Genomic DNA, 14,024 nt, shown 5'->3' on the forward strand with positions numbered 1-14,024 from the left:
TGCGAAGCAGCATCGCGAGAAAGCTGACCATGGTTGAAAATAGCGAACTACGCAAAGCCGGCCTCAAAGTGACCCTGCCACGGGTCAAAATTCTGCAAATGCTCGATTCCGCCGAGCAGCGCCACATGAGTGCCGAGGATGTCTACAAGGCACTGATGGAGGCTGGCGAGGACGTCGGTCTGGCCACGGTCTACCGTGTACTGACCCAGTTCGAGGCAGCTGGCCTTGTGGTGCGGCACAACTTCGACGGGGGCCATGCGGTCTTCGAGCTGGACGACGGCAAGCATCACGACCATATGGTCAACGTCGAAACCAGTGAAGTGATCGAGTTCTTCGATCAGGAAATCGAAAACCTGCAGAAAGCGATCGTCGAGAAGTATGGCTTCGAGATGGTTGATCACAATCTGGTGCTGTATGTACGCAAGAAAAAGTAAGCATGTCGCGTGAGCTGCCAGGCTCGCGAAACGAACAAAGGCGACTCAAGAGTCGCCTTTGTGCTTTGCGCGGGAGCTAAATTTTCGCGGTTACCACCATTTTCTTGGCGTGAGCCAGAGACTCCTTCGTCAGGTCGATACCGCCCAGCATCCGGGCGACCTCTTCGACGCGATCATTTTTGCTCAGCTTGGAGACGGCCGTGTGGGTCGCTTTCTCGTCACGCACCTTGTGAACAAATAGATGCTGATGCCCCTGGGCCGCCACTTGTGGCAAGTGAGTCACCGTCAGCACCTGACCGCGCTCGCCCAGGCGGCGCAGCAACTGGCCGACAATCTCGGCTGTCGGCCCGCCGATCCCCACGTCCACTTCATCGAATACCAGGGTAGGTACTCGCGATGTCTGTGCGGTGATCACCTGGATGGCCAGGCTGATCCGCGACAGTTCACCGCCCGAGGCGACCTTGGCCAGGGCCTTCAGTGGCTGGCCGGGGTTGGCGCTGACCAGTAGCTCGACCTGCTCCAGGCCGTTGGGCAGCAGGTCGCCGCCGCTGTTGGGGCGTAACTCGATGGTGAAACGCCCACCCGGCATGCCCAGGCGTTGGATCTCCTGTTCGACGGCACTGGCCAGGCTGCTTGACGCCTGGTGGCGCAGATCGCTCAACTCCCGGGCCTTTTCCTGATAATGACGGGCGTAGGACGCCAGCTCATCGCCCAGGCGCTCGATCGACTCGTCGTTGGCATTCAGGGTCTCGATTTCATCCAGCAGCCGTTGCTGCATCTCAGCGACCTCGGTGGGCTGGATGCGGTGTTTGCGCGCCATGGTGTAGATCGCGTCGAGACGCTCTTCCAGGTACTGCAGGCGTGCCGGGTCGGCGTCGAAGTTGTCGAGGAAGCGATTCAGTTCGCCCACGGCCTCTTCGACCTGGATCTGTGCACTGGTCAACAGGCTGCTGGCTTCACCCAGCGCGCCAATCGAACTGTTGACGCTCGACAGCCGATTGAGGCTCGCGGTCAGGGCGTTCAGGACATTGCCTGAATCACTTTCGCTGCATTGCTCGACCACCTGCCGGCAGATGCCAAGCAGGGTTTCGGCATTGGTCAGGTTCTTGTGTTCCTGCTCCAGCTCCTCCAGTTCGTTTTCGCCAAGGCCGAGATTCTCTAGCTCTTCGAGCTGATAACTGAGCAACTGATGGCGGGCGCGCTGCTCGTCGCCCGAGTTGGTCAGGCGCTCCAGCTCCTGGCTGGTCTGGCGCCAGCGCTGGGCGGCGAGCTGAACCTGGCGGGCAAGGTCGGTGGCGCCGGCATACTCGTCGAGCAGGCGGCGGTGCGTATCGGTCTTGAGCAGGGACTGGTGTTCATGCTGGCTGTGGATGTCGATCAACAGCTCGCCAAGGGCCTTGAGGTCACCCAGCGGGCAAGGAGTGCCGTTGATATAGCCTCGCGAGCGACCTTCGGCGGTGATGACCCGGCGCAGGATGCATGGGCCGTCACTTTCCAGGTCGCGCTCGGCGAGCCAGGCACTGGCTTCCGGAATGTCGACCAGGTCGAACGTGGCCAGGATGTCTGCCTTGTCTGCGCCGGGACGGACCACGCCGCTGTCGGCACGATCCCCCAGGGTGAGCCCCAGGGCGTCGAGCATGATCGACTTGCCGGCGCCGGTTTCCCCTGTGATCACGCTCATCCCGCGATCGAGTTCGAGATCGAGATGTTCAACGATGGCGTAGTTGTGTACGGACAGGTGCACCAGCATGACGGCCGCTCCCAGGCTTTAGGTCTGGTTATTTATACAGTGTTTTATTTGCGACTGACAATGCCCTCCCTTAGCTCAATTTGCTTGGTCCGACGAAATCGTTAGTGCATCGGGGAATGACAATGCAGCTGTTTTTTGTAGGGTTAATTGTTGTCGGCCCTTGAAGCTGGTTTTTGCGGCCCCATATACCGGGACAGAAGCGCGAGTTGAGCTCGCGGACGTTATTGAAAGGAGAATTCTATGGCTGACGAACAGACAGTGGATACGCAAAACCCAGACGCCAACCAGGCGCCCGAGGCTTCGGGCGAAGACCTGGCGACTCGTGTGCAAGTGCTCGAAGAGCAACTGGCCAGCGCGCAGGATAACGCTTTGCGCGTAGCCGCCGATCTGCAGAACGTCCGCCGCCGTGCCGAGCAGGACGTTGAAAAGGCTCACAAGTTCGCGCTGGAAAAGTTCGCCGGCGACCTGCTGCCGATCATCGACAGCCTGGAGCGCGGCCTGGAGTTGTCCAGCCCGGACGACGAAAGCATCCGTCCGATGCGCGAAGGCATCGAGCTGACCCTGAAAATGTTCCAGGACACCCTCAAGCGCTATCAGCTGGAGGCGATCGACCCGCATGGCGAACCGTTCAACGCCAGTCTCCATCAGGCAATGGCCATGCAGGAAAGCGCTGACGTCGAGCCCAACAGCGTGCTCAAGGTGTTCCAGAAGGGTTACCAGCTCAGCGGTCGCCTGCTGCGTCCGGCGATGGTCGTGGTCAGCAAGGCCCCGGCTCCGGTTTCGCCATCTATTGATGAGCAGGCTTGAAATTAGCCGCAAGGCCCCCATTTAGAAGTCAAGCGTTTAAGTGCTACCGCAGTTAGCCACCACTGCTGCGGCAACCAAATCCAAAGTTTCGGGAGAGTGAACATGGGCAAAATTATCGGTATCGACCTGGGGACTACCAACTCCTGCGTCTCCGTGCTGGAAAACGGCCAGGCCAAAGTGATTGAAAACGCCGAAGGCGCGCGCACCACGCCTTCGATCATCGCTTACGCCAACGATGGCGAAATCCTGGTTGGCCAATCGGCCAAGCGTCAGGCTGTGACCAATCCGCACAACACCCTGTACGCGGTGAAGCGTCTGATCGGTCGTCGCTTCGATGAAGAAGTGGTACAGAAAGACATCCAGATGGTCCCTTACAAGATCGTCAAGGCTGACAACAGCGACGCCTGGGTTGAAGTGAACGGCCAGAAAATGGCTCCGCCACAAATCTCGGCTGAAATCCTGAAGAAAATGAAGAAGACCGCCGAAGACTACCTCGGCGAGCCTGTGACCGAGGCGGTGATCACCGTTCCGGCCTACTTCAACGACAGCCAGCGTCAAGCCACCAAGGACGCCGGTCGCATTGCCGGTCTGGACGTAAAACGTATCATCAACGAACCTACCGCGGCTGCTCTGGCCTACGGTATGGACAAGGCCAAGGGCGATCACACCGTGATCGTTTACGACCTGGGTGGCGGTACTTTCGACGTTTCCGTGATCGAAATCGCTGAAGTCGACGGTGAGCACCAGTTCGAAGTGCTGGCCACCAACGGCGACACTTTCCTGGGTGGTGAAGACTTTGACATTCGTCTGATCGATTACCTGGTTGACGAATTCAAGAAAGAAAGCGGTATGAACCTCAAGGGTGACCCGCTGGCCATGCAGCGCCTGAAAGAAGCGGCTGAAAAAGCCAAGATCGAGCTGTCTTCCGCTCAGTCGACCGACGTCAACCTGCCGTACATCACTGCAGACGCCACCGGTCCTAAGCACCTGAACGTGAAGATCTCCCGCGCCAAGCTGGAATCGCTGGTGGAAGACCTGGTTCAGCGCACCATCGAGCCTTGCCGCATCGCACTGAAAGACTCCGGCATCGACGTGGGTTCGATCAATGACGTGATCCTGGTGGGCGGTCAGACCCGTATGCCACTGGTTCAGAAGCTGGTGACCGAGTTCTTCGGTAAAGAAGCGCGTAAAGACGTGAACCCGGACGAAGCCGTTGCCATGGGTGCTGCCATCCAGGGTGCCGTTCTGGCCGGCGACGTGAAGGACGTTCTGCTGCTCGACGTCAGCCCGCTGACCCTGGGTATCGAAACCATGGGTGGCGTGATGACTGCGCTGATCGAGAAAAACACCACGATTCCTACCAAGAAATCGCAAGTGTTCTCGACGGCCGACGACAACCAGGGCGCCGTGACCATTCACGTGTTGCAAGGTGAGCGTAAGCAAGCGGCGCAGAACAAGTCTCTGGGCAAGTTCGACCTGGCCGAGATTCCACCAGCACCGCGTGGCGTGCCACAAATCGAAGTGACTTTCGACATCGACGCCAACGGCATTCTGCACGTGGGCGCCAAGGACAAGGCCACCGGCAAGACCCAGTCGATCGTGATCAAGGCCAACTCCGGTCTGTCCGACGAGGAAATCGAGCGCATGGTGCGTGATGCCGAGGCGAACGCCGAGGAAGACCGCAAGTTCGAAGAGCTGGCCGCTGCCCGCAACCAGGGTGATGCACTGGTTCACTCCACGCGCAAAATGGTCGCCGATGCTGGCGACAAGGTGAGCGCCGAAGAGAAGACTGCAATCGAAGCGGCCGTGGTTGCCCTGGAAGCCGCCGTCAAGGGCGACGACAAGGCTGCCATCGAAGCCAAGGTCGAAGAACTGTCGAAAGTCTCCGCTCCTGTGGCGCAGAAGATGTACGCCGAGCAGGCTCAACCTGCTGAAGGTGCTGCACCGCAAGGCGAATCGGCCGAGAAGGCTGACGACGTGGTCGACGCCGAGTTCGAAGAAGTCAAAGACAACAAGTAAGTTGTTGGTCGTCCGGTTGACTGCCTTCGGGCAGTGACTGGTAGGATGTCGCCGCGCGGGAGCCTGCTCCCGCGTTGGCGTGTCTGGAGTACACGAATTTTTACAGCATGCGACAACGCTCGCGTGTTGCAGGCATGGCCGGGGATGCTCCTGCTTTCCGCGCCGCAAATGCCACATCGAATCAAGACCAGGATCGTTGAATTGACGTGAGTTGGGTCCGGGCCTGTATTGGGGCTCAACGAGTTTGGCGAAGCTCAGGAGAGGTTGGCCGAACGTCCTCAAGGGTGCAGAAGACTTATGGCAAAGCGTGACTATTACGAAGTATTGGGTGTCGAGCGCGGCTCGAGCGAAGCGGACCTGAAGAAGGCCTATCGCCGTCTGGCGATGAAGCACCACCCGGACCGTAATCCTGATGACAAGGCGTCGGAAGAACTGTTCAAGGAGGCCAACGAGGCCTACGAAGTGCTGTCCGACTCCAGCAAGCGTGCCGCGTACGACCAGTACGGTCATGCCGGCGTCGACCCGAGCATGGGTGGCGGCGGTGCCGGTTTCGGTGGCCAGAATTTCTCCGACATCTTCGGTGATGTGTTCAGCGACTTCTTCGGTGGCGGTCGCGGCGGTGCCCGTGGCGGCGCCCAGCGCGGCAGCGACCTGCGCTACACCCTGGAGCTGAACCTGGAAGAAGCCGTGCGCGGCACGACGGTGAATATCCGCGTTCCGACGCTGGTCAACTGCAAGCCGTGCGACGGCTCGGGGGCCAAGAAAGGCTCCTCGCCGGTGACCTGCCCGACTTGCGGTGGTATCGGTCAGGTGAGGATGCAGCAAGGTTTCTTCTCGGTGCAGCAGACCTGCCCGCGCTGCCATGGCCAGGGCAAGATCATTTCCGATCCGTGCAGCTCCTGTAACGGTGACGGTCGTGTCGAAGAGTACAAGACCCTGTCCGTGAAAGTGCCGGCCGGTGTCGACACCGGTGACCGTATTCGCCTGTCCGGCGAAGGCGAGGCGGGCGCTCAGGGCGGGCCGACGGGCGACCTGTACGTGGTGATCAACGTGCGTGAGCACGCGATCTTCCAGCGTGATGGCAAGCATCTGTTCTGCGAAGTGCCGATCAGCTTCGTCGATGCGGCGCTGGGCGGCGAGCTGGAGATTCCGACCCTCGATGGTCGGGTCAAGCTGAAAATTCCCGAGGGGACTCAAACCGGCAAGCAGTTCCGTGTCCGTGGCAAAGGCGTTGCGCCGGTGCGTGGCGGCGGTGCGGGCGACCTGATGTGCCGCGTGGCCGTCGAAACCCCGGTCAACCTGGGGCGTCGGCAGCGCGAATTGCTGGAGGAATTCCGCAGCTCGCTGGCGGACGACAACAGCCACTCGCCAAAAACCACCGGTTGGTTCGAAGGCGTGAAGCGCTTCTTCGGCGACCTGTAAGGAGTGAGCATGCGACGTATAGCTGTCATGGGTGCCGCTGGCCGCATGGGCAAAATCCTGGTCGAGGCGGTGCAGCAACGCGCACCGCTGACCGGCCTCACCGCCGCCATCGTGCGCCCCGGCAGCACGCTGATTGGTGTGGATGCCGGTGAGCTGGCCTCGCTGGGGCGTATCGGCGTGCCGCTGTCCGGTAACCTGGATGCGGTGGCGGATGAGTTCGATGTGCTGATCGACTTCACGCTGCCGGAAGTCATGCTGAAAAACCTGGCGTTCTGCCGCAAGGCTGGCAAGGCCATGGTGATCGGCACGACCGGCCTGGATGCGGCGCAGAAGCAGTTGCTGGTCGAGGCGGGCAAGGACATCCCGATCGTGTTCGCCGCCAACTTCAGTGTCGGCGTGAATCTTTCGCTCAAGCTGCTCGACATGGCGGCGCGGGTGCTGGGTGACGACGCGGACATCGAAATCATCGAGGCTCATCATCGGCACAAGATCGATGCGCCTTCGGGCACCGCATTGCGCATGGGTGAAGTGATCGCCAGTGCGCTGGATCGCGATCTGCAGAAAGTCGCGGTGTACGGGCGTGAGGGGCATACCGGTGCGCGTGAGCGTGAAACGATCGGTTTTGCCACCGTTCGCGGCGGTGACGTGGTGGGCGATCACACGGTTCTGTTCGCCTGTGAGGGCGAGCGGCTGGAGATTACTCACAAGGCTTCCAGTCGCATGACGTTCGCCAAGGGAGCCGTGCGTGCGGCGTTGTGGCTGGATGCGCGCGAACCTGGCCTCTACGACATGCAAGACGTGCTCGAACTGCGTTAAGATGCGCCCCGGAATCGGGCTCAAATCCACGATTGGGCCCCGGTTTCATTACGCCAAGCGACGTCCTGTCGCATTCTCCGGCCTTTAGGGCTCATTGGCGGTAGACCAAAAACGCCTTTTTCTGTAAGCTACAGCTTTAGTGTGTCCACTAAAAGCGCGCAGAAATAATTCAGTGAAGAAGCGGGGTGACGTGTCCATACGTCACTCCGCTTTTTTACAACCTGCGATCGCCCTTTCAGGCTTTATTTACGGGAGGTCTTCTTGACTAAGCCAGCCATACTCGCCCTTGCTGATGGCAGCATTTTTCGCGGCGAAGCCATTGGAGCCGACGGTCAAACCGTTGGTGAGGTGGTGTTTAACACCGCAATGACCGGCTATCAGGAAATCCTTACCGATCCTTCCTACGCCCAACAGATCGTTACCCTGACTTACCCGCACATCGGCAACACCGGCACCACGCCGGAAGACGCCGAGTCGAACCGCGTATGGTCCGCTGGCCTGGTTATCCGTGATCTGCCACTGGTTGCGAGCAACTGGCGTAACACGATGTCCCTGTCCGATTACCTGAAAGCCAACAATGTCGTGGCGATCGCCGGTATCGACACCCGCCGCCTGACGCGCATCCTGCGTGAGAAAGGCGCGCAGAACGGCTGCATCATGGCCGGTGACAACATTTCCGAAGAAGCCGCCATCGCCGCAGCCCAGGGCTTCCCTGGCCTCAAGGGCATGGACCTGGCGAAAGTCGTCAGCACCAAGGACGCCTACGAGTGGCGCTCGACGGTCTGGGACCTGAAGACCGACAGTCACGCGACCATCGACGCGTCGCAGCTGCCGTATCACGTGGTCGCCTACGACTACGGCGTCAAGTTGAACATCCTGCGCATGCTGGTCGAGCGCGGCTGCCGTGTGACAGTGGTGCCTGCGCAAACACCGGCGGCCGATGTACTGGCAATGAATCCGGACGGCGTGTTCCTGTCCAACGGCCCTGGCGATCCGGAGCCTTGCGATTACGCGATCCAGGCGATCAAGGACGTGCTGGAAACCGAAACCCCGGTGTTCGGTATCTGCCTCGGCCACCAGCTGCTGGCCCTGGCTTCCGGCGCCAAGACCCTGAAAATGGGCCACGGCCACCACGGCGCCAACCACCCGGTCCAGGACCTGGACACCGGCGTTGTGATGATCACCAGCCAGAACCACGGTTTTGCGGTAGACGAAGCGACCCTGCCAGCCAACGTCCGCGCGATCCACAAGTCGCTGTTCGACGGCACCCTGCAAGGGATCGAGCGTACCGACAAGAGCGCCTTCAGCTTCCAGGGCCACCCGGAAGCCAGCCCTGGCCCGAACGACGTAGCGCCTTTGTTCGATCGCTTCATCAACGAAATGGCCAAGCGACGCTGATCGTTGGCCCTGATGCAGCAGCCCGGAGGCGGTCCCGATAGCGGCGGCCCCTCCAGGCTTCACAGATTGATCAAGACGGCTTGCCGACTGACCTGCGGATTTGAGTGACAACCCATGCCAAAACGTACAGACATTAAAAGCATCCTGATTCTCGGCGCTGGCCCGATCGTGATCGGCCAGGCCTGCGAATTCGACTACTCCGGCGCCCAGGCCTGCAAAGCCCTGCGCGAGGAGGGTTACCGCGTCATCCTGGTGAACTCCAACCCGGCCACCATCATGACCGACCCGGCCATGGCCGACGCCACCTACATCGAGCCGATCAAGTGGCAGACCGTTGCCAAGATCATCGAAAAAGAGCGTCCGGACGCGCTGCTGCCGACCATGGGTGGCCAGACCGCCCTGAACTGCGCCCTGGACCTGGAGCGCGAAGGCGTTCTGGAGAAGTTCGGCGTGGAAATGATCGGTGCCAACGCCGACACCATCGACAAGGCCGAAGACCGTTCGCGTTTCGACAAGGCCATGAAGGACATCGGCCTGGCCTGCCCGCGTTCCGGCATCGCCCACAGCATGGAAGAGGCCAATGCGGTCCTCGAGAAGCTGGGCTTCCCGTGCATCATCCGTCCGTCTTTCACCATGGGCGGCACCGGTGGCGGTATCGCTTACAACCGTGAAGAGTTCGAAGAAATCTGCGCCCGCGGCCTGGACCTGTCGCCGACCAAAGAGCTGCTGATCGACGAATCCCTGATCGGCTGGAAAGAATACGAGATGGAGGTTGTCCGCGATAAGAAGGACAACTGCATCATCGTTTGCTCCATCGAAAACTTCGACCCGATGGGTGTGCACACCGGTGACTCGATCACCGTGGCGCCAGCACAGACCCTGACCGACAAGGAATACCAGATCCTGCGTAACGCCTCCCTGGCGGTACTGCGCGAGATCGGTGTGGAAACCGGTGGCTCCAACGTTCAGTTCGGCATCTGCCCGAACACCGGCCGCATGGTCGTGATCGAGATGAACCCGCGTGTGTCCCGTTCCTCGGCCCTGGCTTCGAAAGCCACCGGTTTCCCGATTGCCAAGGTTGCCGCCAAACTGGCCGTGGGCTACACCCTCGACGAACTGTCGAACGACATCACCGGCGGCAAGACCCCGGCGTCCTTCGAGCCGTCCATCGACTACGTCGTCACCAAGCTGCCACGCTTTGCCTTCGAGAAATTCGCCAAGGCCGACGCACGCCTGACCACCCAGATGAAGTCGGTCGGTGAAGTCATGGCCATCGGCCGTACCTTCCAGGAGTCCCTGCAGAAAGCCCTGCGCGGCCTGGAAGTGGGCGTTTGTGGCCTGGACGAGAAGCTCGACCTGAGCAACCCGGAAAGCATGGGCATCCTCAAGCGCGAGCTGACCGTGCCTGGCGCCGAGCGTATCTGGTACGTGGCTGACGCGTTCCGCGCCGGCCTGTCGGTCGAAGACATCTTCGGCATGAACATGATCGATCCATGGTTCCTGGTGCAGATCGAGGACCTGATCAAGGACGAGGAGAAGGTCAAGACCCTCGGTCTGTCGGCCATCGACCGCGACCTGATGTTCCGCCTCAAGCGCAAGGGTTTCTCCGATCAGCGTCTGGCCAAACTGCTGGGTGTTACCGAGAAGAACCTGCGCACTCACCGTCACAAGCTGGAAGTGTTCCCGGTCTACAAGCGCGTCGACACCTGCGCGGCCGAGTTCGCCACCGACACTGCCTACCTGTACTCGACCTACGAGGAAGAGTGCGAAGCGGCGCCGTCCGGTCGCGACAAGATCATGATCCTCGGCGGCGGTCCGAACCGTATCGGCCAGGGTATCGAGTTCGACTACTGCTGCGTGCACGCGGCGCTGGCACTGCGCGATGACGGTTACGAGACCATCATGGTCAACTGCAACCCGGAAACCGTTTCCACCGACTACGACACCTCCGATCGCCTGTACTTCGAGCCGGTGACCCTGGAAGACGTATTGGAAATCGTGCGTGTCGAGAAGCCGAAAGGCGTGATCGTCCAGTATGGCGGCCAGACCCCGCTGAAGCTGGCGCGTGCCCTGGAAGCCGCCGGCGTGCCGATCATCGGTACCAGCCCTGACGCCATCGACCGTGCCGAAGACCGTGAGCGCTTCCAGCAGATGGTCGAGCGCCTGAACCTGCGTCAGCCGCCAAACGCCACCGTGCGCAGCGAAGACGAAGCCGTTCGCGCAGCCGCGAAGATCGGTTATCCGCTGGTAGTGCGTCCTTCGTACGTACTGGGTGGCCGGGCGATGGAAATCGTCTACAAGGAAGAAGAACTCAAGCGCTACCTGCGTGAAGCGGTGCAAGTATCCAACGACAGCCCGGTGCTGCTGGACCACTTCCTCAACTGCGCCATCGAGATGGACGTGGATGCGGTCAGCGACGGCAAGGACGTCGTGATCGGCGCGATCATGCAGCACATCGAACAGGCGGGCGTTCACTCCGGTGACTCCGCGTGCTCCCTGCCGCCGTACTCGCTGCCCGCGCACATCCAGGACGAGATGCGCGAACAGGTCAAGAAAATGGCCCTGGAACTGGGTGTGGTCGGCCTGATGAACGTGCAGTTGGCGCTGCAAGGCGAAGACATCTACGTCATCGAAGTCAACCCGCGCGCTTCGCGTACCGTACCGTTCGTTTCCAAGTGCATCGGTGTTTCCCTGGCCATGATCGCGGCCCGCGTGATGGCCGGCAAGACCCTGAAGGAACTGGGTTTCACCAAGGAAATCATTCCGAACTTCTACAGTGTGAAAGAGGCGGTGTTCCCGTTCGCCAAATTCCCGGGTGTCGACCCGATCCTCGGCCCAGAGATGAAGTCCACCGGTGAAGTCATGGGTGTGGGCGACACCTTCGGCGAAGCCTTCGCCAAGGCCCAGATGGGCGCCAGTGAAGTGCTGCCGACCGGCGGTACTGCGTTCATCAGCGTACGTGATGATGACAAGCCGCTGGTTGCAGGTGTGGCGCGTGATCTGATCAACTTGGGCTTCGAAGTGGTCGCCACTGCCGGTACTGCCAAGCTGATCGAAGCGGCAGGCCTGAAAGTGCGCCGTGTGAACAAGGTGACCGAAGGCCGTCCGCACGTGGTCGACATGATCAAGAATGACGAAGTCACGCTGATCATCAACACCACCGAAGGTCGTCAGTCGATCGCTGATTCGTACTCCATTCGTCGAAATGCCCTGCAGCACAAGATTTACTGCACCACCACCATTGCTGCGGGCGAGGCCATCTGCGAAGCGCTGAAGTTCGGTCCCGAGAAGACCGTGCGCCGCTTGCAGGATCTACATGCAGGATTGAAGGCATGAGCATAACGAAATACCCGATGACCGTTCAGGGCGCTCGCGCCCTGGAAGAAGAACATGCTCATCTGACCAAGGTCGTTCGTCCGAAGCTCAGCCAGGACATCGGTACGGCCCGCGAGTTGGGTGACTTGAAGGAAAACGCCGAATACCACGCTGCTCGCGAGCAGCAGGGTATGGTCGAGGCGCGGATCCGTGACATCGAAGGCCGCATGCAGAATGCGGTAATCATCGATGTCACCGCCATTCCTCACACCGGCAAGGTGATTTTCGGCACTACCGTCGAAATCGCCAACGTCGAGACGGATGAAAGCGTGACTTACCAGATCGTGGGTGAGGATGAGGCTGACATCAAACTCGGCAAAATCTCTGTCGGTTCGCCCATCGCCCGCGCCTTGATTGCCAAGGAAGAGGGTGATGTGGTTGCGGTCAAAACGCCAAGCGGCGTTATCGAGTACGAGATTGTCGAAGTTCGCCACATCTGAAGGCGGGCGCCCGTTTCGTGCGGGCGCCATGCTCTGGCAGCTGACCCAGATGCTCTGGGTGGGCGGCCTGTGGTTGTCGCATGTTGGTCTACCAGCGGTGCTGGGTCGAATTGGCCTGGCGCCGCTGCTGATCGACGAAATTGCAGGCATGCTGAATGCGCTGATGGTGGCATTCGCCGCAGCGTGTGTGATTTTTCAGGCGATGGTGCTGGTCCGGGCCGAAGGGCTGGCCAGTCTGTGGCGCGATATTCGTGGGCAGTTGCTGCTGATGGCGCTTTACGCGAGCGCGATGTTCTTTGCGGTGCTGCTCGGTTGGCCGGACGCCGTGCGTTGGCAGGTGTTCAGTTATCTTGTGCTGGGCTTTTCCGGACTGGTGCTGGTTCTGCAGCCGGTACCGGGATGGGGTGGCAGGGTGCGCGAAGCACACCCTTGACCCTTGCCGTCACTTGAAGCGATGGACGTTCGACAGCTGCTTGTTGACGCTGAAGTTCTTGCGGTAAATCAGTGCCATCTTGCCGATGACCTGAACCAGATCAGCCTTGCCAGCCTTGCACAGCTCTGCAATGGAGGCCAGGCGCGATTCGCGGTCGAGGATGTTGAGCTTGATCTTGATCAGTTCATGATCCGCCAGAGCGCGTTCAAGTTCGGCTAGCACACCTTCAGTTAAACCGTTGTCAGCCACAATCAAAACCGGTTTCAGATGGTGGCCAATGGATTTGTACTGTTTCTTCTGCTCTTGAGTGAGCGGCATAAATCTGACCCTTTCGTCTGGATTCTGTAAAATGGCGGCCATTTTACCCGAGGGCTCGTTGATCCGCCCAATTAATCACGACCCTAATCATCGAGGTGCCCAATGGCGCGTTCCAAGACAAGCCTTGGTTGGCTGAAACGACATGTCAATGATCCCTATGTGAAGCAGGCGCAGAAGGATGGATACCGCTCGCGTGCGAGTTACAAGCTTCTGGAAATCCAGGAGAAATACAAACTGATCCGTCCGGGCATGAGTGTGGTCGACCTCGGTGCGGCACCGGGTGGCTGGTCGCAGGTCACCAGCCGGCTGATCGGTGGTCAGGGGCGTCTGATCGCCTCGGACATCCTGGAAATGGACAGCATTCCGGACGTAACCTTCATCCAGGGTGACTTCACCGAGGACGAAGTGCTCGCGCGGATCCTCGAGGCCGTGGGTAATTCGCAGGTAGACCTTGTGATTTCCGATATGGCCCCCAATATGAGTGGTACGCCTGAAGTAGACATGCCCAAAGCGATGTTTCTTTGCGAGCTGGCGCTTGATTTGGCGGATCGGATCCTCAAACCCGGTGGCAATTTCGTCATCAAGATTTTTCAGGGCGAAGGGTTCGATGTTTACCTGAAGGACGCTCGCAAGAAGTTCGACAAGATCCAGATGATCAAGCCGGACTCTTCTCGTGGCAGTTCCCGCGAGCAATACATGCTGGCCTGGGGCTATCGTGGCAAGAGCGAGTGAAGCGAGGTTTTTGGTCGGGTCGATAGGTTTTTCATATTTCGCCCCGCGAGCAATAGCGAATATTGTGTGGAAAGTGTTTC

The 14,024-nt window shown here is 59.9% G+C and carries 12 protein-coding genes; 10 read left to right on the plus strand and 2 right to left on the minus strand.

The window, feature by feature from the left end; all coding sequences use genetic code 11:
* Positions 1-29 precede the first annotated feature (29 nt).
* Positions 30-434: a ferric iron uptake transcriptional regulator gene (gene fur / locus ACM6IM_RS28700; RefSeq protein WP_110966279.1), complete on the plus strand. Its 405-nt coding sequence runs from the start codon at positions 30-32 to the stop codon at positions 432-434.
* Positions 435-510: 76 nt separating this feature from the next.
* Here the strand turns inward: fur and recN are convergent, their stop codons facing one another.
* Positions 511-2,184, minus strand: coding sequence for a DNA repair protein RecN (recN, locus tag ACM6IM_RS28705; RefSeq protein ID WP_201194565.1), 1,674 nt, complete (start codon positions 2,182-2,184; stop codon positions 511-513).
* A 240-nt stretch (positions 2,185-2,424) separates the two neighbouring features.
* On the opposite strand from recN, the gene grpE reads away from it, so the two are divergent.
* The 8 genes from grpE to ACM6IM_RS28745 all read left to right on the plus strand — a co-directional run bounded on the left by grpE (position 2,425) and on the right by ACM6IM_RS28745 (position 12,894).
* Positions 2,425-2,991, plus strand: a complete 567-nt coding sequence (gene grpE / locus ACM6IM_RS28710; protein ID WP_192309512.1) for a nucleotide exchange factor GrpE — start codon at positions 2,425-2,427, stop codon at positions 2,989-2,991.
* 102 nt (positions 2,992-3,093) lie between these two features.
* Positions 3,094-5,010: a molecular chaperone DnaK gene (gene dnaK / locus ACM6IM_RS28715; protein WP_192309514.1), complete on the plus strand. Its 1,917-nt coding sequence runs from the start codon at positions 3,094-3,096 to the stop codon at positions 5,008-5,010.
* Positions 5,011-5,307: 297 nt separating this feature from the next.
* Positions 5,308-6,432, plus strand: a complete 1,125-nt coding sequence (dnaJ, locus tag ACM6IM_RS28720; protein WP_201194573.1) for a molecular chaperone DnaJ — start codon at positions 5,308-5,310, stop codon at positions 6,430-6,432.
* A 9-nt stretch (positions 6,433-6,441) separates the two neighbouring features.
* Complete coding sequence (gene dapB / locus ACM6IM_RS28725) at positions 6,442-7,248, plus strand: 4-hydroxy-tetrahydrodipicolinate reductase (RefSeq protein WP_414866965.1); 807 nt, start codon at positions 6,442-6,444, stop codon at positions 7,246-7,248.
* 261 nt (positions 7,249-7,509) lie between these two features.
* Positions 7,510-8,646, plus strand: a complete 1,137-nt coding sequence (gene carA, locus ACM6IM_RS28730) for a glutamine-hydrolyzing carbamoyl-phosphate synthase small subunit (protein WP_414866966.1) — start codon at positions 7,510-7,512, stop codon at positions 8,644-8,646.
* Between the two features lie 114 nt (positions 8,647-8,760).
* Entirely contained in the window at positions 8,761-11,982 is a 3,222-nt protein-coding gene (gene carB, locus ACM6IM_RS28735; RefSeq protein ID WP_192309523.1) for a carbamoyl-phosphate synthase large subunit, read from the plus strand.
* 2 nt (positions 11,983-11,984) lie between these two features.
* Positions 11,985-12,461: a transcription elongation factor GreA gene (gene greA, locus ACM6IM_RS28740; protein WP_192309880.1), complete on the plus strand. Its 477-nt coding sequence runs from the start codon at positions 11,985-11,987 to the stop codon at positions 12,459-12,461.
* A 28-nt stretch (positions 12,462-12,489) separates the two neighbouring features.
* Positions 12,490-12,894, plus strand: a complete 405-nt coding sequence (locus ACM6IM_RS28745) for an MFS transporter (RefSeq protein ID WP_192309883.1) — start codon at positions 12,490-12,492, stop codon at positions 12,892-12,894.
* 9 nt (positions 12,895-12,903) lie between these two features.
* On the opposite strand, the gene ACM6IM_RS28750 is transcribed toward ACM6IM_RS28745, so the two are convergent.
* Positions 12,904-13,212 (minus strand): YhbY family RNA-binding protein, encoded by a 309-nt coding sequence (locus ACM6IM_RS28750; protein ID WP_017336468.1) that lies wholly within the window; start codon positions 13,210-13,212, stop codon positions 12,904-12,906.
* Between the two features lie 102 nt (positions 13,213-13,314).
* Here ACM6IM_RS28750 and rlmE point away from each other — a divergent pair, with 102 nt between their 5' ends.
* Positions 13,315-13,944 (plus strand): 23S rRNA (uridine(2552)-2'-O)-methyltransferase RlmE, encoded by a 630-nt coding sequence (gene rlmE / locus ACM6IM_RS28755; protein WP_192309525.1) that lies wholly within the window; start codon positions 13,315-13,317, stop codon positions 13,942-13,944.
* Positions 13,945-14,024 lie beyond the last annotated feature (80 nt).

The organism is Pseudomonas sp. IT-P12, assembly GCF_949767465.1.
Lineage (GTDB): Bacteria > Pseudomonadota > Gammaproteobacteria > Pseudomonadales > Pseudomonadaceae > Aquipseudomonas.

Bases quoted from the DNA above. Each gene is read 5' to 3' on its own strand.
- fur (WP_110966279.1), top strand. From the start codon at position 30: ATGGTTGAAAATAGCGAACTACGCAAAGCCGGCCTCAAAGTGACCCTG.
- recN (WP_201194565.1), bottom strand. From the start codon at position 2,184: ATGCTGGTGCACCTGTCCGTACACAACTACGCCATCGTTGAACATCTC.
- grpE (WP_192309512.1), top strand. From the start codon at position 2,425: ATGGCTGACGAACAGACAGTGGATACGCAAAACCCAGACGCCAACCAG.
- dnaK (WP_192309514.1), top strand. From the start codon at position 3,094: ATGGGCAAAATTATCGGTATCGACCTGGGGACTACCAACTCCTGCGTC.
- dnaJ (WP_201194573.1), top strand. From the start codon at position 5,308: ATGGCAAAGCGTGACTATTACGAAGTATTGGGTGTCGAGCGCGGCTCG.
- dapB (WP_414866965.1), top strand. From the start codon at position 6,442: ATGCGACGTATAGCTGTCATGGGTGCCGCTGGCCGCATGGGCAAAATC.
- carB (WP_192309523.1), top strand. From the start codon at position 8,761: ATGCCAAAACGTACAGACATTAAAAGCATCCTGATTCTCGGCGCTGGC.
- ACM6IM_RS28745 (WP_192309883.1), top strand. From the start codon at position 12,490: ATGCTCTGGCAGCTGACCCAGATGCTCTGGGTGGGCGGCCTGTGGTTG.
- ACM6IM_RS28750 (WP_017336468.1), bottom strand. From the start codon at position 13,212: ATGCCGCTCACTCAAGAGCAGAAGAAACAGTACAAATCCATTGGCCAC.
- rlmE (WP_192309525.1), top strand. From the start codon at position 13,315: ATGGCGCGTTCCAAGACAAGCCTTGGTTGGCTGAAACGACATGTCAAT.